The 23,913-nt window shown below is 39.0% G+C and carries 19 protein-coding genes and 2 tRNA genes; 11 read left to right on the top strand and 10 right to left on the bottom strand.

Annotated elements, in window-relative coordinates; translation table 11 throughout:
- Position 1 precedes the first annotated feature (1 nt).
- The 4 genes from PTRA_RS09225 to brxL are packed head-to-tail and all read left to right on the top strand — an operon-like array spanning position 2 to position 6,863.
- Positions 2–598, top strand: a complete 597-nt coding sequence (locus tag PTRA_RS09225) for a hypothetical protein (protein ID WP_058373556.1) — start codon at positions 2–4, stop codon at positions 596–598.
- The gene (locus tag PTRA_RS09220) at positions 598–1,929 is read left to right on the top strand and encodes a DEAD/DEAH box helicase (protein ID WP_058373555.1); all 1,332 of its coding nucleotides are present in this window, start codon (positions 598–600) and stop codon (positions 1,927–1,929) included. The genes PTRA_RS09225 and PTRA_RS09220 overlap by 1 nt, the downstream gene beginning before the upstream one ends.
- Positions 1,929–4,667 carry a BREX-1 system phosphatase PglZ type A gene (pglZ, locus tag PTRA_RS09215; protein WP_058373554.1) on the top strand — a complete coding sequence of 913 codons (2,739 nt, stop codon included), beginning with the start codon at positions 1,929–1,931 and terminating at the stop codon, positions 4,665–4,667. The genes PTRA_RS09220 and pglZ overlap by 1 nt, the downstream gene beginning before the upstream one ends.
- Positions 4,668–4,679: 12 nt before the next feature.
- Entirely contained in the window at positions 4,680–6,863 is a 2,184-nt protein-coding gene (gene brxL / locus PTRA_RS09210; protein ID WP_237113445.1) for a protease Lon-related BREX system protein BrxL, read from the top strand.
- A gap of 627 nt (positions 6,864–7,490) precedes the next feature.
- On the opposite strand, the gene PTRA_RS09205 is transcribed toward brxL, so the two are convergent.
- The 4 genes from PTRA_RS09205 to PTRA_RS09190 form a co-directional block, all read right to left on the bottom strand.
- Positions 7,491–7,567, bottom strand: a tRNA-Val gene (locus PTRA_RS09205).
- 26 nt (positions 7,568–7,593) lie between these two features.
- Positions 7,594–7,670: transfer RNA gene (locus PTRA_RS09200), tRNA-Val, on the bottom strand.
- Positions 7,671–7,784: 114 nt separating this feature from the next.
- Entirely contained in the window at positions 7,785–8,837 is a 1,053-nt protein-coding gene (locus PTRA_RS09195) for a DUF3080 domain-containing protein (RefSeq protein ID WP_058373553.1), read from the bottom strand.
- Positions 8,815–10,170, bottom strand: a complete 1,356-nt coding sequence (locus PTRA_RS09190) for an MATE family efflux transporter (RefSeq protein ID WP_011328411.1) — start codon at positions 10,168–10,170, stop codon at positions 8,815–8,817. Before PTRA_RS09190 ends, PTRA_RS09195 begins: the two co-directional genes overlap by 23 nt.
- A 171-nt stretch (positions 10,171–10,341) precedes the next feature.
- Between PTRA_RS09190 and PTRA_RS09185 the strand changes: the two genes are divergently transcribed.
- Entirely contained in the window at positions 10,342–10,968 is a 627-nt protein-coding gene (locus tag PTRA_RS09185) for a riboflavin synthase (RefSeq protein WP_058373552.1), read from the top strand.
- Here PTRA_RS09185 and PTRA_RS09180 read toward each other — a convergent pair.
- Both PTRA_RS09180 and PTRA_RS09175 read right to left on the bottom strand, forming a co-directional pair.
- A complete protein-coding gene (locus PTRA_RS09180; protein WP_058373551.1) occupies positions 10,965–11,168 on the bottom strand; it encodes a CPXCG motif-containing cysteine-rich protein in 204 nt (67 codons plus the stop codon). The two genes, PTRA_RS09185 and PTRA_RS09180, sit on opposite strands and share 4 nt — an antisense overlap.
- Before the next feature lie 135 nt (positions 11,169–11,303).
- Positions 11,304–12,164, bottom strand: coding sequence for a fructosamine kinase family protein (locus PTRA_RS09175; protein WP_011328408.1), 861 nt, complete (start codon positions 12,162–12,164; stop codon positions 11,304–11,306).
- Between the two features lie 109 nt (positions 12,165–12,273).
- Here PTRA_RS09175 and PTRA_RS09170 point away from each other — a divergent pair, with 109 nt between their 5' ends.
- On the top strand, positions 12,274–12,966 hold the full coding sequence (locus tag PTRA_RS09170; RefSeq protein WP_058373550.1) for a hypothetical protein: 693 nt from the start codon (positions 12,274–12,276) through the stop codon (positions 12,964–12,966).
- Between the two features lie 68 nt (positions 12,967–13,034).
- On the opposite strand, the gene PTRA_RS09165 is transcribed toward PTRA_RS09170, so the two are convergent.
- Positions 13,035–13,397: a DUF3718 domain-containing protein gene (locus PTRA_RS09165; protein ID WP_058373549.1), complete on the bottom strand. Its 363-nt coding sequence runs from the start codon at positions 13,395–13,397 to the stop codon at positions 13,035–13,037.
- Positions 13,398–13,639: 242 nt separating this feature from the next.
- On the opposite strand from PTRA_RS09165, the gene PTRA_RS09160 reads away from it, so the two are divergent.
- The 3 genes from PTRA_RS09160 (at position 13,640) to PTRA_RS09150 (ending at position 17,162) form a co-directional block, all read left to right on the top strand.
- Positions 13,640–14,425 carry a hypothetical protein gene (locus PTRA_RS09160; RefSeq protein ID WP_011328406.1) on the top strand — a complete coding sequence of 262 codons (786 nt, stop codon included), beginning with the start codon at positions 13,640–13,642 and terminating at the stop codon, positions 14,423–14,425.
- Between the two features lie 100 nt (positions 14,426–14,525).
- The gene (locus PTRA_RS09155; RefSeq protein ID WP_058373548.1) at positions 14,526–15,908 is read left to right on the top strand and encodes an amidohydrolase; all 1,383 of its coding nucleotides are present in this window, start codon (positions 14,526–14,528) and stop codon (positions 15,906–15,908) included.
- Between the two features lie 12 nt (positions 15,909–15,920).
- Positions 15,921–17,162: an amidohydrolase family protein gene (locus PTRA_RS09150; RefSeq protein WP_058373547.1), complete on the top strand. Its 1,242-nt coding sequence runs from the start codon at positions 15,921–15,923 to the stop codon at positions 17,160–17,162.
- A gap of 154 nt (positions 17,163–17,316) precedes the next feature.
- On the opposite strand, the gene PTRA_RS09145 is transcribed toward PTRA_RS09150, so the two are convergent.
- Together PTRA_RS09145 and cspD are read right to left on the bottom strand one after the other, a co-directional pair.
- Entirely contained in the window at positions 17,317–19,539 is a 2,223-nt protein-coding gene (locus PTRA_RS09145) for an NADP-dependent isocitrate dehydrogenase (protein ID WP_058373546.1), read from the bottom strand.
- A gap of 799 nt (positions 19,540–20,338) precedes the next feature.
- Entirely contained in the window at positions 20,339–20,557 is a 219-nt protein-coding gene (gene cspD, locus PTRA_RS09140; protein ID WP_011328402.1) for a cold shock domain-containing protein CspD, read from the bottom strand.
- Positions 20,558–20,765: 208 nt separating this feature from the next.
- Between cspD and clpS the strand changes: the two genes are divergently transcribed.
- A complete protein-coding gene (clpS, locus tag PTRA_RS09135; RefSeq protein WP_083497543.1) occupies positions 20,766–21,074 on the top strand; it encodes an ATP-dependent Clp protease adapter ClpS in 309 nt (102 codons plus the stop codon).
- Between the two features lie 68 nt (positions 21,075–21,142).
- Positions 21,143–23,404, top strand: coding sequence for an ATP-dependent Clp protease ATP-binding subunit ClpA (clpA, locus tag PTRA_RS09130; protein ID WP_058373544.1), 2,262 nt, complete (start codon positions 21,143–21,145; stop codon positions 23,402–23,404).
- Between the two features lie 210 nt (positions 23,405–23,614).
- Here the strand turns inward: clpA and infA are convergent, their stop codons facing one another.
- On the bottom strand, positions 23,615–23,833 hold the full coding sequence (infA, locus tag PTRA_RS09125; protein ID WP_002962494.1) for a translation initiation factor IF-1: 219 nt from the start codon (positions 23,831–23,833) through the stop codon (positions 23,615–23,617).
- Positions 23,834–23,913 lie beyond the last annotated feature (80 nt).

Genomic DNA, 23,913 nt, shown 5'->3' with positions numbered 1-23,913 from the left:
TATGGCACCTCCAAGGTTGACTAGCGACGCTAATGTTAAAAGACGGTTATTACAAAAACTTAAAAGTGGCAATGATTTAATCGTAAATATTGAAGTCGAAGTAAATGGATTGCAAAAGCAGGGGCATCATACTCAGGCATTTCTAACACAATGGATGGCAGTTGAGCAAATTGCTATTCATATTATTCGAACTGCACAGGTATGCAATTGGTGTGAAGATACGTTTAAGTCATTATCGAGTAATTTAGAAGATATTGGTTACACCGACGAAACCTTTGAAAAGAAAGTGTATGAACCTTTGTTTTCAAAATATTTAGCTTCAAGAAGTTCTTTTGAAAAAATCAATGTTGATCAAGTTTTCAAATGCTTGAAAAAGTTTAATTCTGAATTAGATGAATACAAGATAAAACAACTACTGGCCGATAAGCTGACTGGTGAGCTTGTTAAGCAAAGAACGGGAAAAACTCAAAAAACAATCCGTAAACAACGTAACGAGTTGATCCATAGAAATGGGCGGATAAGTGAGCCTGATTATCAAAGTAACCAACCATTTTTTGATTATTTCTTTCAAGTTATTACTGAAGTGAAGGATATGTGATGGAACTGCGTCCCTATCAACAAGAAGCAATTTTAGCGTTAAAAAATTTTTACGTTAATTCAAATGAAAAAAATGGCTTATGTATTTTACCAACAGCAAGTGGTAAAACAATTATTTTTGCTGAGCTGATTAAACAGTTAATTACTGATATACCGAAGCTTAGAGTGTTAATTTTGGCTCACACTCAGGAGATTGTTCAGCAAAATGAAGAAAAGCTAAGAGCAATTTGGCCTGATTTAGATGTTGGTATTTATTGCTCAGGACTTCGTCGCAAAGAAATTAAGCAGGTAACGTCTGCAAGCCGAGATTCTATTATAAAAGAAATAGGAGAGAACCCTGATTGGGACTTAGTGATTGTTGATGAAGCGCATTTAATTCCACCAGAACAATCAGCCCGTTATCAATATATATTAGATACTATTGCTATGCATGGGAATGAGCCAAAAATTATAGGGTTCACTGCTACGCCTTTTCGTATGTATTCAGGTGAAATATATGGCGAAAGTAAAGATAAATTATTTAAAACCCTAATTTATAAGAAGCGTATTGATGAGTTGGTAAATTCTGGCTATTTATGCCAATTACGTGCTGTAGTGACAGACCCAAAGGCTGTTGCCGATATCTCAGCTGTTAGAAAAGGAAAAAACGACTTTATTCAAAAAGATTTGGACGAGGCTACGGCTGTAGATTCAATTGTAGAGTCGATAGTAGCCGACTGGCTTAATAAAACATCGGCTAACTTACCTACCGTGTTTTACGCAAGTTCGGTGAATCAAGGTGTATTATTTTCTCAGTGTTTGACTGAGTATGGTTTTGATTTTCCGCTGATTACTGCGCAAACCCCAAAAACACAACGAACCGATTACCTTCAGCAATTTGAGCAAGGCCAGCTTAATGGGCTTATAAATATAGCGACCTTAACTACAGGTTGGGATGCACCGCGATTGGCTTGCATAGTAAACGCCAGACCGACCGCAAGTACGTCGTTATTTTTACAAATACTTGGCCGAGGTTTACGTTTGCACCCATCAAAAGGCGAAACATTACTACTTGATTATGGGCAGAACTTAGAGCGTTTTGGCGTTATTGAAAGGGTAAAACCTGAACTAGAAGATAGAAAGCATCATGATGAACAAGCACTGGCAACAAGCTGTGATGTTTGTGATACGGTAGTTTCAGTATATGAATTAGAGTGCCCATTTTGTACAGAAACCTTACGTGAAGACAATATCAGCACCTGCTACGAATGCAATGCAGGCAACGATATGTACGCACAATTTTGTGAAGTATGTGGTGAAGAAATAGAAGAGAATATGGGTGTATTCAATTAATGAACCTAGAACAAATAAAACAAGGCATTTTAGCCAAATTCGACAAGTGCCGATTGGTATTTTGGCAAGATGAAGATGTTGAATTTAAAGAGCAGCTGCCAGCAATAAATGATGAACTTAATAGCAGTAATGTAGAGCTTATTGAGCTTGATGCGTGTTCTCATTTTGAAATAAAGCAACGTATTGAACTAAAAGAAACAAGCTCAAAGTTCTTGTTGTATAGCAATAAACCGCAAAACGAGCCAGCACGTGATTGGCTGTATGATATTCGCTTATACGCAGAGCAGTTTTATGCTGATTCAAGCTCGATGATATTGAATGAGCTAGGTATGAGAATGGAGTTTCGCCAAGATATAAGCCGCTATAAGAAGTTTTTTGGGAACCAGCAGCGATATAACAAGCTAAAGCGCTTACTTCCAGAGGGTGCAGATAAACAAACATTAGAGCTTTCGATGATTGCTGTTATCGCTAAGGTAGAAACGGTTTCTTTTACTGCGGCTTTTTATCAATTAATTAAGTTGTATGCCGAGCAGCCAGAAAAAGCAGATGAGTTGCTATCTGATTTAAATAAATTTGAGCTTGGTAAAGTGTTTTGGCTGTTAGCTGTTGAAGAGTTTGGCTATGTTGCCAATTGTTTATGGATTGATAATAAAGGTGCTAGTGCCCAACTCGTTTTACTAAAAGATTTATTAACCAAGTTATTAGTCACTGATTGCTACCAAGCGTTGCAGTCGTCTGGCGTTACTGTTCAGGCCACTAATTTTGCCTCAAGCCTTTCGGCGCATACTTTACCCATGACCTTAAGCGACGAAGAAACAACGACACTGCCAAAGAGCGTAAAAGAGTTGCTATTTAATGCGGCTTCTAAACGTGCATCTGTGGTTAACTTTGTGTCGTCTTGGCGAGAAAGCCGAACGTTATCGGATTCATATAATGTTGTGGCATTTGAGGTTGCCCAAGAGCTAGAAATCAAGAGTAAACTTGCCGAGTTTAAACATCCGTCGGAGTTGATACATGTTGAAACCTTTGTTGAAGCGGATCAGCAGCTAATTAAATCGTTAGCAACGGATTTACCTGCATATAACGCTGTTGAAATTAATGAATGGGTTTCGAAAAAGTTACGCAGCCATTGGTGCTCAACAGGGTCACATAAAGATAGTGCTAACTATGCGGCTATTTATACGGCATTAAGAGCGGCTAAAGAGTTTTATGACTTAAAAGAAAAGCATATTGATGGTTTGGCTTTTGAAAGTGCAAGGAGCCTTTATAAAGCTTATGAAACGGAGCTTTATAAGTTTGACCATGCGTATCGTATTTTTAGTGAGAACTCGATTGAAATTAGTAAAAACGGCTCTGATATTTTAAAAGCAACGGGTCTTGTTGAAGATATTGAGCACTTATATGTTGATTGGTACTTGCATGATTTAGCGATTGTCTGGGGTAAGTTAGTTGATGATGAAAACTTACTGGATAATTGGAGCCTAGCTGGAATAAACAATCAGCAAGACTTCTTCCGTGAAGAAGTTAAAGGCCTATTAAATAAAACTCAAACTAAACGGGTTTTTGTGATCATCTCTGATGCTCTTCGATACGAGGTAGCGCATGATATTCACCAGCAGATTAATGATGAAAAACGCTTTAAGTCTGAAATTAAGTCTCAGTTAGGCGTTGTACCTTCTTACACTCAACTGGGCATGGGTAGTTTGTTACCTCATCAGAAGCTGACAGCTCACCTTGGCACTAAGCCAGAATATAAAGCTGATGGAATGTCTGTGCATGGGCATGAAAACCGCCATAAAATCCTTGAAAAGTACGGCGGTGTTGCATTTAAAGCGGATGAGGTTCTTAACTGGACAAATCAAGAAGGCCGAGACAAAGTACGTGATACTCAGGTAGTTTATATTTATCACGATGAGATTGATGCAATAGGTGATAAGCAAGCGACAGAGAATCAAACCTTCGAAGCCGCTCGCGATGCCGTTGATGAAATTAAGCAATTGATTGGTCGTATCATTAATCGCTTAAACGGTAGTAGAGTACTTATTACTGCTGATCATGGTTTTTTGTTTAAAATGACGGACGTGACCGATTCAGATAAGACTGCGCTTAAATCAAAACCAGCAGGCACAACCGAAGCGAAAAAGCGTTATGTAATAGGCTCAAACTTACCTACAGACAGTTATTACTGGACTGGCAAATTAGCTAACACTGCTGGCGTAGATGTTGACGGTGGTGATGATGCTGAGTTTATGATCCCAAGGGGAAGTAACCGTTTTAATTTTGTTGGTGGGGCTAAGTTTATTCATGGTGGTATTATGCCACAGGAAATTTGTGTTCCTGTTCTTCAAATTAGAGAGTTAGATACAAAGGCTCAAACGAAACACGCAAAGCAGAAAGTAAACGCTGTTCCGCTCAATAATCCTGTGAAAATAGTATCTAATATCGATAGGATCAAATTCCTTCAAACAGATCCGGTAGGCGAGAAATTTAAGGCCCGTGAATTAGAAATATGGATTGAAGATTCCGATGGTAAAAAGGTAAGTTCACGTGAAAAGGTATTGTTTGAATCGACCTCAGAGAAGATGGACGATCGTAAACGCAACGTACAAATAAAATTAGAAGGTAGCGGCTTTGACCGCACAGTGAGCTACAAGTTAATGATGGAAGATACAGAGAGCAAAGTAAAAACAACACACTCTGTGATTATTGACTTAGCTTTTGAAGACGACTTTTTTTAGGGAAGGCATAAAATGGAAACCAAAGACAATTTAGAAAATGATAATCAAGAAAACCAAGTTGCCAACCAAGAACGTGAAATTAATGTACATGTTCATATGCATGAAAATGACGCGACGATAGACCCTATAGACGACACTGCACCTGTGCTTACTGAGCGTGGGGAGCTAAGAAGTATTGATCTAGACGAGTTAATGATAAATGAATTTAAAGGTCGTATTGTACGTAAAGATCTAACAAAGCAGTTAAAAGAAGGTGCTAACGTTCCTGTATACGTATTGGAATACCTTTTAGGTATGTATTGCTCTGCTGCTGAAGATGACTTAATTGACGAAGGCATGAAAAACGTTAAGAAAATCTTAACGGAAAACTATGTTCGACCAGATGAGGCAGAAAAGGCCAAGTCGCTTATTCGTGAAAAAGGCACACATAAAGTTATAGATAAAGTGACGGTTAAGCTAAACCAGAAAAAAGATATTTACGAAGCAAGCCTATCTAATATCGGTATCAAAGATGCGGTTGTGCCAAATAAAATTGTTAAAGAAAACGAGAAGCTCTTAACTGGCGGTATTTGGTGCATTATTACAGTTAGCTATTTCTATGAAGAAGGCCAGAAAGTATCACCTTTTAGTGTATTTAGCTTAAAGCCAATTCAAATGCCTTCTATGAATATGGAAGAGGTATATCAAGCTCGACGTAAGTTCACAATGGATCAGTGGATCGATATGTTATTGCGCTCCATTGGAATGGAACCTGCTAATTTAGATCACCGAACTAAATGGCATTTAATTGCTCGCATGATCCCATTTGTTGAAAATAACTATAACGTTTGTGAACTTGGGCCGCGTGGTACAGGTAAGTCGCATGTTTATAAAGAGTGCTCTCCTAACTCGCTCTTGGTATCGGGCGGACAAACTACAGTTGCTAACCTTTTTTATAATATGTCTTCTCGCCAAATTGGTTTAGTGGGAATGTGGGACGTTGTGGCCTTTGATGAAGTAGCCGGAATCCGTTTTAAAGATAAAGACGGTATTCAGATCATGAAAGATTATATGGCCTCAGGTTCATTCTCTCGTGGCCGTGATTCGATAGAAGCTAAAGCGTCAATGGTGTTTGTTGGTAATATTGACCATAGCGTTGAAACTTTAGTAAAAACGAGTCACCTTTTAGCGCCATTCCCTGATGATATGATTGATGCCGCATTTTTTGACCGTTTTCACGGATACATTCCTGGTTGGGAAATACCTAAAATGCGCCCTGAGTTCTTCACAGACCGCTTTGGTTTAATAACTGATTACTTAGCTGAATACATGCGCGAAATGCGCAAGACAACGTTTTCAGACTCTATTAATAAGTTCTTTAAGCTAGGAAATAACTTAAATCAACGAGATGTAATAGGTGTGCGTCGAACTACGTCTGGTTTATTAAAGTTATTAGTACCTCATGGGGAATATACTAAAGAAGATGTAAGGGTATGTTTAACCTATGCTTTAGAGGTTCGCCGTCGAATTAAAGAACAGTTGAAAAAAATAGGCGGCATGGAATTTTTTGATGTTAACTTTAGCTATATTGACAATGAAACGCTCGAGGAGTTTTTTGTCAATGTTCCAGAACAAGGTGGTTCAAACTTGATACCAGCTGGAATAGCTAACCCTGGTGTGCTTCATTTTGTAAGTGAAGGAGCAGCTGGCAAGTTAGGGCTATACAGAGTTGAAACTCAAATGACACCTGGTAATGGTAAGCACTCTACTTCAGGTTTTGGCTCTGATACGTCAGCAAAAGAACAGGTTAGGGTGGGTTTTGAATATTTTAAAGGTAATTTAAATCGTATAGCAGCAACTTCACGATTTTCTGAACACGAATTTCACTTGCACTTTGTTGACTTACAAAACTCCGGTAATAGTCGTACAGCAAGTTTAGCTTCTTTAATTGCTAGTTGTTCAGTTCTAATGAATAAGCCAATACAAGAGTCTATGGTTGTGCTTGGCAGCATTACATTAGGTGGTGTGGTAAATCCAGTGCAAGACCTTGCATCAAGTATGCAAATTGCACTAGAAGGTGGAGCAACTAAGGTACTTTTGCCAATGGCATCAGCCAGTGATATCCCTTCAGTCCCAGCAGAAACGTTTACTAAGTTTCAGGTAAGTTTTTACAGTGACCCTGTTGACGCTGTTTATAAAGCGCTTGGGGTAAATTAACAGGGAGTAAACCCGTAAGGGGGGCTCTTTACAAGACCAATTAAGAAGTGTTGGTGGTTCATCAATGTTTCCCTGGAAATGATATGCAGGCTTTCGTTATGTAGATAGGGTAATCCCCCCGAAAAATAATAGAAACCTAATGTAGAGTTCTCTCTATTGTAAACACAGGAGAAGATTATATTATTAAAGTTATATAGCTGCGCACAACTAATTAATGTATCTGTGCCTTGTGTGGGCACCGATGTCTAAACAAGGCACAGAAGCAGTTTATGGAATAGGGGTCATAGAATATTTCATGGAATGACACGGAAAATATTAGGGTAGTGGTCACCTGATTTGAAATTTTTGGTTTGGAATTTGTGATTTGAGGTTTGTGAATTTGCAAGGGTAGGGGTCTAATTTTGAGGAAGATTAAAGAGCTAAAAAAGTGGTTTGGGCGCTTGGGCACAAGTTTGGGCACAAATCGATAAAAACTGGAGTTTTTAGGATGATCTTTTGAGGCTTGGCTCTCGTTATTTTAAAATTTTGAATACAAAATAATAAAAAACTAAGAATTTAATTTTCAACAAAAAATTAAACGAGTAGATTGAATAGGGTTTTTTAACTGTTTGAAATATAGAGTTTAATTGGTACGACCGAGTGGATTCGAACCACCGACCTCTACCATGTCAAGGTAGCGCTCTAACCAGCTGAGCTACGGTCGTACAATTTTTTTAGGATTCTTAAATGTTGGTACGACTGAGTGGATTCGAACCACCGACCCCTACCATGTCAAGGTAGTGCTCTAACCAACTGAGCTACAGTCGTATTACTTTAATTTAAGTTAAGTGCTAACTAGATAGCACGGGCGCTAATATATAGCGTGATGGGAGTTGGATCAAGCAGCTTTATAGTTTTTGCGTTTATTTGCCGTTTTTTTATTCATATTGGGCTGATTTCACACGTTTTATAAAATTCTTGCCACCAAAGTACATGGTTTTTAGCTGAGTATTTTAGTTGGTTCAATAAGTTACTGTTTGTATTGGGCTGGAGTAAATTATTAATTGGTTTACTGGTGATTGCTGTTTTATACCAAAGCTGTCGATATAGCGGCTGCAGGGTTTCTAAGTAGCCGGCGAGTTGTGCTTGGTAAGGTTGCACTTGTCCTAAGTAATATTTTTTAAAGATATTATTTACAATTTGCGCTTGGTTATTATTTTTACCTGCTTGGCATAGCTGGCTAATATTTATGGTGTTTATAAATTGGGTGGCACTGTTATTTAGGGCTATTTGCGTTCTTGCTGATTGAATTAGCTGCTGGTTAAACTGGTATTTATTAAGCTGCTCTAGTGCGTCAAATAAATGCTCGGAGGTTATTTGTGCAAACTGCTGCTTTGTTATTTGTTGTTTAATATTTGCCAGCTTTGTTACGGCATTTACTGTATCGCTAAAGCCTGCTGGGGTTATTGAAAGCTCACGGGAGCTCAGTTGCCAAATGCGATTAAGCTCGGACTCTTTATAGAGCATGTTATTAAAGTAGTGCATTAAGTTATTTTGTTTGTGTGTGGTTGCCGCCAAAATCTTTTTATAAATAGCAGAGTCTTTTTTAAGTGTCGTTAAGCACTGCTGCGCACTTTGTATAAACTTTATTTGATAGATTAATATACTTGCTGCTGTGGCGGTTTTACCGAGCTGGTTATTATGCTCGCTAATGAGGACGTTAAGTTTGCAGTGGCTTAAACTGGCAAGTTGAATAATGCCCAAGGTGATATTGCTATTATTTAATGCAGTTGGTGGTAATAGATTGAGTGGTACTAGCGGTTTTGGTGTTACTGGCTGTAAATCAAGCGTGTTAGCTAGTCGCTGGGTATAAGTATGGTTTGCATTGCTAGGCTTATCGCTGCAGGCCGTTAATGCCATAAAGCACACTACCAATAAACAGGTTACTGGCAGTGGCTTTACTAATAGTTGTTTAAGCTTGCAAAGACGGTTCATATTTAAAACGTCTATGTACTGTGTACATTAATAATACAGCAGCGAGTGTTAAGCCAACAATAATGCCCAACCAAAAACCATGTGGGCCCATTGCTGGGACGATTAAGTCGGTTCTGGCTAATACATAGCCTAGTGCAAAGCCAACTAACCAATACGATACAAATGTAATGTATGAAATAGGTGCGGTGTACTTTAATCCACGTAATATACCGTTTGCAGCAACTTGTAGTGCATCAGGTAATTGATATATACAGGCTAAAATCATGATAGATGAAGCCAGTGCCAGTACTTCGGGGCTATCGCTGTACAGTTGGCTTATTAAATCGCGGCCTAAAAAGGTAGTTACGGCAACAAACAGGGCAATGAGCGCTGCCAGTATATAGCTAGTTGAAACAGCAACTTTTAGCTGTTTTAAATGGTTTTGACCGTATAAGTTGCCTATACGTATGCTTATAGCAATAGAAAGGCTGAGCGGCATCATAAACAATAAAGTGGTAACACTGGCGGCAATTTGATGGCCAGATACGGCAACGGCGCCTAAATGCGCAATAAATAATGGAATACAGGCAAATAAGGTTACTTCAAAAAAAGTGGCTAATGAAATAGGAATACCCAATTTAGTGATAATGCCGATAGTGGTTAAATTAGGTTTTTCAAAGGGAGTCATTAAGCCTTTAGCATCTATTTTTTTACTCATTTGGCAATAAATAACTTGGGCTATTGCCATTACAGTTAATACTAATGCAGTAGCAATACCACAGCCTGCGCCGCCATAAGCGGGTAGGCCAAATAAGCCATTAATAAAAATATAGTTAACCGGAATATTAACCGCTAAACCTAACAGGCTGATATAAAAAGCGGGTTTGGTCATGCCCATACCTTCGGTCATATTTCTGTAAACGGTAAAAATTAAAAAACCAAACACTCCCCATTTAACAAAGCGAATATAATCACTGGCAAGTGTTGCTATAGCAGGGCTGGTGTCGAGCTTTAATATAATAATATCGGCAAATTGAGCAATACCAAACCCGGCAATACATAACAGCGCAGTTAAATATAAAGCTTGTTGAAAATAATGGCTGATGCCTTTTTTATCGTTGGCACCCGCAAACTGTGCAATAACACCGGTTAAAGCGAGTAAAATACCTTGCAGTGCAAGTAATAATGGGTTCCAAATACCAGTGGCAATAGATAAAGCAGCTAAATCGGTTGGGCTTACTTGGCCTGCCATAATCGTATCGACGACAGACATTAAAACAAGGGTAACCTGAGCTAAAAAAACGGGGATGGCAAGGGAAAGTAAGCGTTTAGCTTCCCAATTACTAAATGTCATAACAAACAGCTAAGAAATAATACAGGGCATAATTGTAATCTATTGCGGGGTGCCAATCCATTAAGATAATTATTAAGAGTGCATGATTTTATAACTTGATACGTTAAACTAGAGGCTATTAAGCATCAAAGGCTTAACAGCCCCAATTTTGTAATAAATTTAAGAGATTATATGTTTACAGGAATTATACAAACCCAAGCGAGAGTGGTGTCGGCTAATCAAGTAGATGGCGTAATGCAATTAACCATAGCGGTTGAAAAGCAATATATACAGCAACTAAATTTAGGGGCGAGTATTGCTATTAATGGCTGTTGTTTAACGGTTGTTAAAGTATTAGCAAGTGATGATGATTTAATGGCGCAGGTATATTTTGATGTAATTGACGAAACACTCAAGTTAACTAACTTAGGTAAACTTGAACTGGGCAGTTTAGTTAATTATGAGCGTTCAGTAACCTTTGGTACTGAGCTTGGTGGGCATATTGTTTCAGGGCATATTCACTGTACTGCTAAAGTGGCGCAAATAGTTAAACAGCAAAGTAATTATAAAATGCAATTGTGCATACCGCCGCAGTGGCAAAAGTATGTATTGTATAAAGGGTTTGTGGCTATAAATGGCGCAAGTTTAACTGTAGGTATTGTGGATGAGAAAGGCTTTTGGCTGCACCTTATTCCAGAAACCCTCGCTATTACTAACCTAGATGCAGCAAAGTTAGGTGATGAGTTTAATATTGAGGTGGATCAGCAAACCTATACCATAATAAATACGGTCGAAAACTACTTGCGTCAGCAGGGTTAAAATATTTGTTCGTCGTCGCTATCTACATGTAGCTCTAGTTTATTACGAGCATGGTCAATGTGCATGTTTAAATGAATAGGGTTACAACAGGCGCTGCACTCTTCTATGTAGTCTTGATCTCCCATGCTGGCATCTAAATCTAAATGAATATGATGCCCGCAGTGCGGACATGAAATACGTTGCGATACAAAGTTTTTCATAATCACTCCATGTACATTATTAAGTAGGCTTTCAATAATTTAATTACACTAATTAACCACTTACTTAATGCTATTGGTATAAGCTCAATATAGTCGGGTTTGAATGTTTACTGCGTTTAATTTAGTTTATTTGGATTACTTTATTAACCTTTCTATGTGTTGCTTTGCTTGGGTGAGGTAATGCCCAGCAAAAATATTAGCGTGGTTTAAAATAGGGTAAAGTTGGTATATTAATTTACGTTGCTCAAAACTTGCTAGCAACGGATACTGTTGATTATAAGCGCTGTAAAAATCATCTGGCAGTGGTGCAAATAGCTCGCTCATGGCTATATCAACCTCTCGGTCACCGTAATAACAGGCAGGGTTAAATATGCTCGGTACTGTATTTATAAACCCCACATTACCACGCCAAAAATCGCCATGTAATAATGATGGCTCTACGGGGTGGCTGTGTAATTGCTCTTTTACTAAATTAATTAATCGCTCTGGCTCGATAAATATAATGCCTTTTTCTGCCAATAATTGTAATTGCCAGCCTATGCGCTCTTCGGCGTAAAATATATTCCACTTTTTATGCCAGCTATTAGGTTGCACTGTAGTGGCTAAGTAATTGTCTACATCAAAACCAAACATGGCTTGTTGATGCTTTTGATGCAACATTGCTAAGCCTTTACCCATTGCGTTCCATGTGGGGTGTGGTTGTTTGTCAAATTCTAACCACTCTAAAACAATAAACGAGAACTCTATATTTGCACCTGTGGTAATGCAATCAGGCACTATAAATACCCCGTTTTCTGTGAGCAGCTTTAAACCAAGAGATTCGCTCTCTAGGCGCTCTAGTTCATTTTTTAACGCTACTTTTACTAAATAGTTGTGCGTACCATTGGTTATATGAAAAAGTTTGTCGGTGTTGGTACTCTGAAGTTGCTGTTTATGAGTGTGTTTAAAGTCATAATGTATGGCTTGGCTTATTTGCTCGTTTACTGTTTTCCACATAACAATTGCTCGCTTTTTAAACCGATACTTAAACTATGGCAAAAAGGTATTAATTTAACAAACTAATCGTTGTAAAATTAATGCCATAAATCACTGAAATGGAATAAAAATGAATAAAAGTTTAATAACCAATTTGCTAGCGGGTATATTTGTTGTTCTCGGCTTTATATTTGATCAGGCAATTGTGCTGTCGGTTGGTTTATTTGCACTCTCTGGAGCGGTGACTAATTTATTAGCTATTCATATGCTGTTCGAAAAAGTACCTTTTTTATATGGTTCGGGAGTAATAGCGTTAAAGTTTCAAAGCTTTAAAGTAGCAATAAGAAACTTAATTTTAACTGAGTTTTTTTCAGAGCAAAAAATTAATAGCTTACTCAGCAAAGCGCAACCTAATATCGACTTTGAACCAATAATAAATAATGTTGATTTAAACCCCGCATTCGACAGTTTACTAGAGGTAATTGAACAATCTCAGTTTGGCAGCATGCTTGCTATGTTTGGTGGCAGTGCGGCGGTGGAACCAATGCGTGAAAAATTCATTGAAAAAATGCAGCTGTCGCTTGGGGAAATATCTCAAACTGATGACTTTAAAGCGCTCGTTAGTCAAACACTTTCACAAAGTAATAGTGCCGAAAGTTTACACAATACAGTGCTTAAATTAGTTGATGAGCGTTTAGATGAGCTAACCCCTAAAATGGTTAAAGAAATAATTCAAACCATGATCCGTGAGCACTTAGGTTGGTTAGTAGTATGGGGCGGCGTGTTTGGTGGATTGTTTGGTCTTATTGCCGCAATAATTTAACTACAAATTGAGCATTGAATAATTAAGCAGGTAATTATTACCTGCTTAATAAATATAACTGTAATTAATTATTTAGACCCGGCCATAATAACCACCGAAGGCATTTTAGCCTTTGCTAAATCGGTAATTGAGGTGCGTGTATCCATATCTATATTTAAAAAACGTGCCGATTTATTTAGACTATACAGCGAGATAAAATCGCCTACTGATAGATCATTACATAGCAGTTTTTTACTTATGACGGCTTTGCTTATACGTAAACTTTTCATTGTGTTGTGAATGGTTAGCCTTTTGTTTGACGCTACCGCCATACATGCTTGCGTACCGGGTGTTGAATCCGCAGCAATAAACTGGGTTGCCATTACGGGTGATGCTATTGAGACTGCACTTAATAGCACACTAGAGTATAAAGTTGCTTTTAGAGTATTCATTATTTAAGCCTCGTTATGTGAATGTGCAAGTTCAGTATTGCTCAATTTGAACAAAATACTGTTAACTCAATGATCCCAGTTGTAAGGGCATGTGTACGTAAATTGGCTTATCGTTTAGGTGATTGAAAGCATACTTAAATTAAGTGTATTTTTTGACACACTTTTATTTTTCCTGCTGACATATTTTTTCAGGCTGTTATTATCGCCCCCTAATTTTTAGTGTTTAATTAAAAGGAGCCACTGTGAGTAAAACGCTAGCCAGTTATTATCAGCAGGCGTATGCATGCGACCAACAGCACTTTAACCAATGTTTTTATTGTGGCTGTGAAGCGACAGAGCGTGACCATTGTCCGCCATTGCACATGCTACAAAGCATTATTGACCTAGGTGAAGAAGCCGATTTTGTATCAATACCGGCATGTTATGAATGCTATGCGCTACTACATAACGAAAGGTTAATGACGATAGATGAGCGCTTTACTAAAATGAAAAAAAAGCTTTCTAATAAATACGCTAAACCACTGCGTGTTTATAACATGTGGGAAGAGAGTGAACTGGGCGATATGAGCGACGAGTTTGCGCACAGCATTCAAGCAGGTATGAAACTAGGTAAAGAAGCTGCAGAGCGCTTAGCATTTACTGGTTTTAGTTACGCCACTGAAGAAGCTAAAGTCACAGTGCGTGAAAAAACTAAAGAATTTGACGTGGAAGGTATGTTATTTACCGATTTTAAAGAGGCGCTAAGCTACTGCATTACCGACTTAAATGTTGATAAAAGTGATTTTTATAAAATATTGGTTGAAGACTATCAAGGCGATTTTAACAAAGCACTTAGCCAGTATCGTCATCGGCATGACAAAGTAACTGCCGCTAAAGATGGCAACACGTTAATTAAAGATTTTTCAAAGCTGCATAAACAAAACTCTGATTTTGTAACTCGCACTGTTAAGCACTTTATGGAAAAAGATCCAGTGTTAACAACTGAAGGCGCACTAGAGAAACTTTATAACAATTATATAAAAAAGTAATTACAGCAACTCATCTCAATTTATTGGTTTTTGGCCTGTTTTTTTAGCTTTATTAGTTAGCTTTAGCTAAAGTAGCAAAAAAACAGGAGAACCGAATAACATGCAAAAATTTGCTCCCTCATTGTTAGCTATTGGCTTAGCAACTGCACTTGTTGGTTGCCAAGAAAACGGCCCACAAGACGATAAAATAACAATAAACAAAAACCCTTACCCAAGTACTTATAAAGTGGTTGCTACATCAAGTACGCTGATCACTAATGCCACTGTATTAACCGGTACTGGCGAGCGCTTAGATGATACCGATGTATTACTTGTTGATGGTAAAGTGCAGCAAGTAGGCAAAGATTTAACTGCATCAGCAGATACCACAATTGATGCCCAAGGCAAGTGGGTAACACCGGGTATAATTGACGTTCACTCGCATTTAGGCGCTTATCCAAGCCCTTCTGTTGAGTCGCATCAAGACGGTAACGAAATGACCAGCCCAAATACAGCTGAAGTATGGGTAGAACACTCTATTTGGCCACAAGATCCAGGCTTTAACCGTGCTCGCGAAGGCGGTATTACCTCGCTACAAATATTACCTGGCTCTGCTAACTTGTTTGGTGGGCGCGGCGTAACACTTAAAAACGTACCAGCGCATACAATGCAAGCAATGAAATTTCCAGATGCGCCGTACGGCTTAAAAATGGCGTGTGGCGAAAACCCAAAACGCGTTTATGGTCGCAAAGGCACGTTACCGTCAACCCGTATGGGGAACATGGCCGGTTACAGAATGGCATGGGCCGAAACCGTAGAATATAAACGCGCGTGGGATAAATACGATAGCGATTATGCCGCGGGTAAAAACCCAGCAGCACCTACCCGCGATATTAAATACGACACACTGCGTGGAGTGTTAGAGGGCGAAGTACGCATTCATAACCATTGCTATAAAGCAGAAGAAATGGCGATGATGATTGATCTTTCAAAAGAATTTAATTATCACGCGGGTACTTTTCATCATGGTATAGAAGCCTATAAAATTGCCGACATGCTAGCTGCAAACGGTTCATGTGCTGCGCTTTGGCCAGACTGGTGGGGCTTTAAAATGGAAGCCTACGACATGGTACAAGAAAATGTGGCCATTGTTGATGCGGTTAAAAACTCGTGTGCGGTCGTTCATTCAGATTCAGACACGACTATTCAGCGCTTAAACCAAGAAGCCGCTAAGGTAATGTTCCGCGCTAATCAAAATGGTTTTGATATTTCGGAGCAGCACGCAATTAAGTGGATCACCGCTAATGCGGCAAAATCACTAGGAATTGATGATAAAACAGGCTCACTCGAAGCGGGTAAGCAGGGCGATGTGGTTATTTGGAACCAAAGCCCGTTTAGTGTTTACGCTAAAGCTGAGCAAGTGTTTGTTGATGGTGCAAAAGTTTACGATAGAAACGACAGCGCGTATCAAGCAACAAGTGATTTTATGTTAGGTCAACAATAAGGAGCACCCAGAATGAAAAATTTATCACGTTCGTTTTCGCTTTCTCTGGTTGCTGCAGGGTTATTAGCATCAGGCGCGGTTAATGCGCAGTCATTGGCAATTATTAACGCCACATTACACACCTCAACAGAGCAAGGTGTGTTAGAGGGCGCGAGCATTGTAATGACTGATGGCAAAATTTCTGCCATTAATCCAAGCGCTGTAAAAGCCGATAAAATTATTGATGCTAAGGGCCAAATAGTAACGCCTGGATTTATTGCCAGTATTAACCAGTTAGGTTTAGTTGAAGTGGGTGCGGTTGCAGGCTCACGCGATGGCGGCGATGAAAAAGCCGGTATTGATTTTGATGCAAGCTTAGCTTTTAACGGCCACTCGGGGTTAATTCCTTACGCACGTAAAGGCGGAATTACGCGCGATGTGATCACCCCACAGGGCGGTGAGAGTATTTTTGCAGGCCTTGCAAGTGTAGTTGATTTAAGTGGTAGCTTTGAAAGCGTGCTGCAAAAACAAGTGGCACTAGTGGTTAATTTAGGTGAACGTAGTAAAGGCTCGCGTGCGTTTACTTTGCAAACACTTATAAATAAGCTAGATGAACATCAAACTAAAGCCGGTAAAAAAGCTAAAAAAGATGACAAAAAGCCAACCGCCGAAGATAAAATAATGGTTAAAGTACTTAGCGGTGAAATGCCATTAATCGTTAATGTATCTCGCGCTGCCGATATAGTTGAGCTTATTAAAGTAAAACAGCAGTTTGGGATTAACTTAGTACTTAATGGTGCGCAAGATGCTGTCGTAGTTAAAGAGCGTTTAGCCAAAGCAGACATTCCAGTGATCATTAGTGCTATGGATAGTTTACCTGGTAGTTTTGACTCATTAAATGCGAGTTTAAATAATGCAGGTTTACTTGAAAAGGCCGGCGTAAAAGTACTGCTAACAGTGGGCGGCGATGCCAGTCATAACGTTTATCAACTACGTTTTGATGCGGGTAATGCTGTATCGTATGGTATGAGCCAGCAAGGCGCATTAAAAGCAGTTACAGCGAACGTGGCTGAGGTATTTGGCATTAATGCAGGTAGCTTAGCTGTAGGTAAAGCGGCCGATGTGGTTATGTGGAGCAATGATCCGTTTGAGCTTAGCAGCCACGTGAGCAAAATGTTTATTAATGGGGTTGAGGTATCTACACAATCTCGCCAAGATAAACTGCGTGACCGTTATACAACTGAGTCAAGTATGCCACGCGCATATACTAAGTAATCAGAAACTAAGCTAAACATCCTATATATTGGGGTTGAAGCTACTACTAAAAAAGGCCGCTATTTTATAAATAGCGGCCTTTTTATTTGTAAAATTTAGACACAAAAAAGCCGCTTACTTTTGCAAGTAAGCGGCTTTTAAATTTAATTCAATATTATACTAATTTAGCTAAAATATCGTTAAAGGTAGTGCTTGGACGCATTGCTTTAAAAGCAGCATCGTCGTTAGGCTGGAAGTAACCGCCTAAATCTACCGCTGGGCCTTGCGCGTTGTTTAGCTCACTAACAATTTGTTCTTTGTTAGTTTCAAGGTCGCTAGCAATTTGCGTAAACTGCGCTTTAAGTTCGCTGTCGTCATTTTGCTTAGCAAGTTCTTGTGCCCAAAATAAAGATAGGAAGAAATGAGAACCACGGTTATCAATTTCTTTTACTTTACGTGAAGGCGACTTGTTTTCTGCAAGGAAAGTACCAGTTGCTTTATCTAGGGTATCAGCAAGTACTTGTGCCTTGTTGTTACCCGTAGTTACGCTTAGGTGCTCAAGCGATGCAGCAAGTGCTAAAAATTCACCTAAAGAATCCCAACGTAAGTGGTTTTCTTTTTCGAATTGTTGCACGTGCTTAGGTGCAGAACCACCTGCGCCAGTTTCAAATAAGCCACCACCGTTCATAAGTGGAACAATTGACAGCATTTTAGCACTTGTACCCAACTCTAAAATTGGGAATAAATCTGTAAGGTAATCACGTAAAACGTTACCTGTTACAGAAATAGTGTCTTTACCTTCTTTAATACGCGCTAAAGAGAATAAAGTTGCTTCAAGCGGTGCTAAAATTTGAATATCTAGGCCAGCTGTATCGTGATCTGGTAGGTATTTATTTACTTTTTTGATTAGCTGCGCATCGTGTGCACGGTTTTCGTCTAACCAGAAAATAGCAGGAACGCCAGTTGCGCGTGCACGGTTTACTGCAAGCTTAACCCAATCTTGGATTGGTGCGTCTTTAACCTGACACATGCGCCAAATATCGCCTTGCTCAACGCTGTGCTCAAGTAAAGTAGTACCGTTTGCATCAACAACACGGATAGAACCGTCTGCTTTAGCTTCAAACGTTTTGTCGTGTGAACCGTATTCTTCAGCTTTTTGCGCCATAAGGCCAACGTTTGGAACGCTACCCATAGTTGTTGGATCAAACGCACCATTTTCTTTACAAAAATCGATAGTTGCTTGGTAAATACCTGAGTAACAACGATCTGGAATTACAAAGCTAGTGTCTTGTAATTTACCATCGTTATTCCACATTTGACCGCTTGAACGAATTGCAGCAGGCATAGACGCATCGATGATCACGTCACTTGGTACGTGTAAGTTTGTAATACCACGGTCAGAGTCAACCATAGCAATAGCAGGGCGGTTAGCGTAAACAGCTTGAATGTCTGCTTCAATTTCTTCGCGCTTAGCGTCATCTAATGTTTGAATTTTAGAGTACACATCGCCTAAACCATTATTTACATCAACACCTAGCTCTTCAAAAAGTTTACCGTGCTTAGTAAATACATCTTTGTAGAATACTTTTACAGCGTGACCAAAAATAATTGGATCAGATACTTTCATCATTGTCGCTTTCATGTGAAGCGAGAATAAAACACCTTTTTCTTTAGCAGCATCAATTTCAGCAGCTAAGAAAGCTTGCAGCTTAGCAGCGCTAATGCTTGATGCATCAATAACTTCGCCAGCTAAAAGCGGTGTGCTTTGTTTAAGCACAGTAACGTCGCCGTTAGTTGCAACATGTTCAATACGCACATCAGTTGCTGTATCAACTGTTACTGATTGCTCAGAACCAAAAAAGTCGCCTTCGCTCATGCTAGCAACGTAAGATTCAGAGTCTTTGCTCCACGCACCCATTGAATGCGGGTTGTTACGTGCATATTCTTTTACAGAACCAGGTGCACGACGATCTGAGTTACCTTCACGTAGTACTGGGTTTACTGCACTGCCTTTAATTTTGTCGTACGCAGCTTGAATTGCTTTTTCTTCATCGTTTTTAGGCTCAACAGGGTATTCTGGAAGTGCATAACCTTTAGCTTGAAGCTCTTTAATTACCGCGCGAAGCTGTGGTACAGAGGCGCTGATGTTTGGTAATTTAATAATGTTAGCTTCTGGTGTTTTAGCCAGTTCGCCAAGTTCAGCCAGTGCATCGTTAATACGTTGTTCTGGTGTTAAATAATCAGGGAAGCTTGCAATTACACGACCTGCTAATGAAATATCGCGAGTTTCAACTTCAACACCTGCCGCATTTGTATATGCTTGGATGATAGGTAGCAACGAGTAAGTTGCGAGTGCCGGAGCTTCGTCCGTTTTTGTATAGATAATTTTTGATGTCATCATCATTCCTAGATAGTTGGCCATAACGACCATATTCAACAATGCAAAGAAATCATTGCCACCAGTATTGGTAATACATTAAAGCGTTAATAATGGAGCAACGAGCAGTCAGTTAGGTGTTTATTGCCCTATATTTATATAAAGCAAAATAGTCACACCTGACCAGCTAGTACCGTATTTATAACTAAACATTTAATAAAAATAAATTAGCCTTTAGGCTAGCGTTAATACGTTATTTTTAGGGTAAAGAGTGTAACAAGCTTGGTTTAAAAGGGCTAGTTTTTGCAAGCACCATCCAAGTAGTTATACCAATTGAATTAAAAACATTGATCGTTCTAACGGACTAAAAGTTTCATAATCGACATTAAAAATTTTTATATAGAATAACTATACATTTAAATTTATGCTTAATTATTAAGCTTTTTTACTTGCCGTTATAGTTAATGCCAATTTTCTTAAAAATACGAGCATGCTAGCGTATTAAATGGCTTACTTGTCACTTTTAAAATAACTAAGGTAAAACAATGGTATACATTATTTAACCCTATTGTTGAGCCATTTTTTTGCGCCGAAATAACTAATTAATTTAACGTTATTGGTATGTTCGCGTATTTAATACAAATTGATATTTAACATTCAATACAGAAAATATTGGGGTAGATAAAATAAATTCAAGGAGAAGGGTTGAATTTGCAGATAATGAGGCTATTAATACAGAAGAAGAGATGATAAAAAAGATGTTGAAGGAATTAAGCGAGGATCTAAGCAGGTCACTCGCTTTAGTAGAACAAAATAACAGTCACTCAATAATATCACCGTTGGGCGCTATATTTTTAGCGTGTAAGCCTTTAGGGCCTTGTTCTAATTCGAATGTTACATCTTGACCAGCTTTAAGTGTTTTATAGCCGTCCATTACAATTGTTGAGTAATGAGCGAAAATATCATTCTCGCAGCCGTCTTCTACGATGAAACCGAAACCTTTGGCATTATTGAACCATTTGACTTTACCACAAGCCATACTTCTACATCCTTCTATAAGTTCACTAATTTAGTTAATCTAAACTGTATAATTTGCTAGACTGACTAAGGTTTAATCAATCTATGTTTGACTGTAGTTTATTTAGCCAGTCAGTCAAGTGTTTTGATCTATTTATTAACATTTTATTTATTTTTTATTCAAGTTTGCTTGAGTTACTAAGACAAGACTATATTTAATTATGAGTGGTATGAAAGATTCAGGTGTTATAGACATCGTTCGCGACAAGGAAAAGCAAAAGCTGCAACCACCGCGAAAATATAAAGTTGTTTTAAATAACGACGATTACACGCCAATGGATTTTGTGATAGAGATCCTGATGACGTTTTTTAATATGGATAGCGATAGAGCAACCGACGTGATGCTGCAAATTCATCAACAAGGGAAGGGGATCTGTGGCGTATTTAGCTCAGATGTAGCCCATACAAAAGCTGAACAAGTTAACCGATATTCAAGGGATAACGAGCATCCACTGCTATGTAGTTGTGAGCAGGAATAAATACCAAGCGAATGATCTTTCGTTCGATTGTAATGGTATAAAATTATTATCTCTGTAAGGGGTTGCCAATGCTAAATAAAGATTTAGAACTTACTTTGAACAGCGCGTTTCGCGAAGCGCGTACACGTCGTCATGAGTTTATGACGGTAGAACACCTTTTACTTGCGCTTTTGGACAATCCATCTGCTGGGGAAGCGCTAAGTGCCTGTGCAGTAAATGTTGCAGAGTTAAAAACTGAATTACTTGAGTTTATTAACGAAACCACGCCGGTTATTCCAGATTTAGAAGAAGAGCGTGAAACTCAGCCAACACTTGGTTTTCAACGTGTATTGCAACGTGCTGTTTTTCATGTGCAATCATCAGGTAAAAACGAAGTGACAGGCGTAAATGTGCTGGTGGCTATTTTTTCTGAACAAGAAAGCCAAGCAGTATATTTACTTAAAAAACACGATATATCACGTCTCGATATCGTTAATTTTATTTCGCATGGCATTGCCAAAGGCGATGATGAATTAGGCGATGACACCGACGATATTCACGAAGACGTACAAGAAGTGCAAAGCGAAGAAGCGAGCAAGCTCGACAGCTTTACCACTAATTTAAACGTACAAGCGCTTGAAGGTCACATTGACCCATTAATAGGGCGCGATAGTGAAGTAGAGCGCACTGTACAGGTGTTGTGTCGTCGTAAAAAGAACAACCCATTATTAGTAGGCGAAGCAGGTGTTGGTAAAACAGCAATTGCAGAAGGCCTAGCGTATCGTATTGTAAATAAGCAAGTACCCGAAGTAATTGCCGATGCAGTTGTTTACTCGCTTGATATGGGCGCATTATTGGCAGGTACTAAGTACCGTGGCGATTTTGAAAAACGCTTTAAAAGCTTACTAAAAGAGTTGCAAGCACAACCGGGTTCTATTTTATTTATTGATGAAATTCATACCATTATTGGTGCCGGCGCGGCATCGGGTGGAGTTATGGATGCATCAAACTTACTTAAGCCACTGCTCTCTAGTGGGCAATTACGTTGTATGGGGTCGACAACTTATAACGAGTATAAAAATATTTTTGAGAAAGACCGCGCCTTGGTACGTCGCTTTCAAAAAATTGATGTGCTTGAGCCGAGTGTTGCCGATACCACTAAAATATTAAATGGTTTAAAAGAGCGTTACGAAGCGCACCATGGTATTCGTTATACGCAAAAAGCGTTAAAAGCAGCGGCAGAGCTAAGTGCAAAATATATTAATGAACGCCATTTGCCCGACAAAGCAATTGACGTAATCGACGAAGCCGGTGCAAGCCAACGTTTACTGCCTAGCTCTAAACGTAAAAAAACCATTGGTGTTGCCGATATAGAAAACATTGTGGCTAAAATGGCGCGTATTCCACCGCAAAGTGTGTCATCTAGCGACAAAGAAACGCTAAAAAACTTAGACCGCAATTTAAAAATGTTGGTGTTTGGGCAAGATCAATCTATTGATGCGCTTACATCGGCTATTCGCTTATCGCGCTCTGGTTTAGCCAACGAAGAAAAACCAGTAGGGTCGTTCTTATTTGCAGGCCCAACAGGGGTAGGCAAAACCGAGGTTACTAAACAGCTAGCTAAATGTATGGGTGTTGAGTTTATTCGCTTTGATATGTCGGAGTACGTAGAGCGCCATGCAATAAGTCGACTAATTGGTGCGCCACCAGGTTATGTTGGTTTTGAGCAAGGTGGTTTACTCACTGAAGCGGTAATTAAAAACCCGCATGCGGTAGTACTGTTAGATGAGATTGAAAAAGCGCATCCAGATATTTACAACATATTGTTGCAAGTAATGGATCACGGTACATTAACTGATAATAACGGTCGCAAAGCCGATTTTAGAAATGTAGTCGTGGTAATGACCACCAATGCGGGTGTGCAAGAAACAACGCGCGCATCAATTGGTTTTAGCGAGCAAGACCATACGCACGATGCAATGGGTGAAATTAATAAAGTATTTTCACCAGAATTTAGAAACCGTTTAGATAACATTATTTGGTTTAATCACCTTGATAAAGACGTTATTTTACTCGTGGTTGATAAGTTTATTGTGGAGCTTCAGGCGCAACTGGATAAAAAATCAGTTAATCTTGAGCTTAGTGCTAAAGCGCGTGAATGGTTGGCTGACAAAGGTTATGACAAAGCCATGGGTGCACGTCCTATGGCACGTATTATCCAAGAGCAGCTTAAAAAACCATTAGCCAACGAAATACTCTTTGGTGAACTTGTTGAAGGCGGTACGGTTAAAGTATCGGTTAAAGATAAAAAAATACGCTTTGATTACGAAAGCGATTTAACTCCAGCTTAGTTTAATATGCGCTAAATGAGTTAAATAAAAAGGCCTGCTTTTAAAAGCAGGCCTTTTTTTGTAATGTTTTATAGACAACAAAAAACCCAGCAAGGCTGGGTTTTTTGTTTATTAAATGTAATTGCTAGTTAATATCCATCAATTACATTTAATAAACGCTTAAAGCTAGTGAAGCACTAGCCAAAAACTAAATCTCGTTTACGCACTTACTTAGCGAGCACGGAATACGATACGACCTTTCGATAAATCGTAAGGAGTCATTTCTACCGTTACTTTATCGCCGGTTAAAATACGGATATAGTTTTTGCGCATTTTGCCTGAAATGTGAGCCACAACTACGTGACCATTTTCTAGCTCAACTCGGAACATTGTATTTGGTAAAGTATCAAGGACTGTCCCTTGCATTTCGATTACGTCTTCTTTCGCCATGTTTAGCGTAACACCTCTTTAATAGTTAAACGCTGCAGATTCTGCCCAAAATACGCCAATAAGTAAAGGCGCAGCGGCTA

Origin of the sequence: Pseudoalteromonas translucida KMM 520 (assembly GCF_001465295.1) — a bacterium.
In the GTDB taxonomy this organism is placed as follows: Bacteria; Pseudomonadota; Gammaproteobacteria; order Enterobacterales; family Alteromonadaceae; genus Pseudoalteromonas; species Pseudoalteromonas translucida.
This window is presented reverse-complemented; position numbering and strand designations above follow the sequence as displayed.

Coding starts and splice junctions, on each gene's coding strand:
- cspD (WP_011328402.1), bottom strand. CDS start 20,557: ATGGCTTGTGGTAAAGTCAAATGGTTCAATAATGCCAAAGGTTTCGGT.
- PTRA_RS09170 (WP_058373550.1), top strand. CDS start 12,274: ATGAATAAAAGTTTAATAACCAATTTGCTAGCGGGTATATTTGTTGTT.
- PTRA_RS09155 (WP_058373548.1), top strand. CDS start 14,526: ATGCAAAAATTTGCTCCCTCATTGTTAGCTATTGGCTTAGCAACTGCA.
- PTRA_RS09225 (WP_058373556.1), top strand. CDS start 2: ATGGCACCTCCAAGGTTGACTAGCGACGCTAATGTTAAAAGACGGTTA.
- clpS (WP_083497543.1), top strand. CDS start 20,766: ATGAAAGATTCAGGTGTTATAGACATCGTTCGCGACAAGGAAAAGCAA.
- infA (WP_002962494.1), bottom strand. CDS start 23,833: ATGGCGAAAGAAGACGTAATCGAAATGCAAGGGACAGTCCTTGATACT.
- PTRA_RS09185 (WP_058373552.1), top strand. CDS start 10,342: ATGTTTACAGGAATTATACAAACCCAAGCGAGAGTGGTGTCGGCTAAT.
- PTRA_RS09175 (WP_011328408.1), bottom strand. CDS start 12,164: ATGTGGAAAACAGTAAACGAGCAAATAAGCCAAGCCATACATTATGAC.
- PTRA_RS09180 (WP_058373551.1), bottom strand. CDS start 11,168: ATGAAAAACTTTGTATCGCAACGTATTTCATGTCCGCACTGCGGGCAT.
- PTRA_RS09190 (WP_011328411.1), bottom strand. CDS start 10,170: ATGACATTTAGTAATTGGGAAGCTAAACGCTTACTTTCCCTTGCCATC.
- PTRA_RS09150 (WP_058373547.1), top strand. CDS start 15,921: ATGAAAAATTTATCACGTTCGTTTTCGCTTTCTCTGGTTGCTGCAGGG.
- clpA (WP_058373544.1), top strand. CDS start 21,143: ATGCTAAATAAAGATTTAGAACTTACTTTGAACAGCGCGTTTCGCGAA.
- PTRA_RS09145 (WP_058373546.1), bottom strand. CDS start 19,539: ATGACATCAAAAATTATCTATACAAAAACGGACGAAGCTCCGGCACTC.
- PTRA_RS09165 (WP_058373549.1), bottom strand. CDS start 13,397: ATGAATACTCTAAAAGCAACTTTATACTCTAGTGTGCTATTAAGTGCA.
- brxL (WP_237113445.1), top strand. CDS start 4,680: ATGGAAACCAAAGACAATTTAGAAAATGATAATCAAGAAAACCAAGTT.
- PTRA_RS09195 (WP_058373553.1), bottom strand. CDS start 8,837: ATGAACCGTCTTTGCAAGCTTAAACAACTATTAGTAAAGCCACTGCCA.
- PTRA_RS09220 (WP_058373555.1), top strand. CDS start 598: ATGGAACTGCGTCCCTATCAACAAGAAGCAATTTTAGCGTTAAAAAAT.
- pglZ (WP_058373554.1), top strand. CDS start 1,929: ATGAACCTAGAACAAATAAAACAAGGCATTTTAGCCAAATTCGACAAG.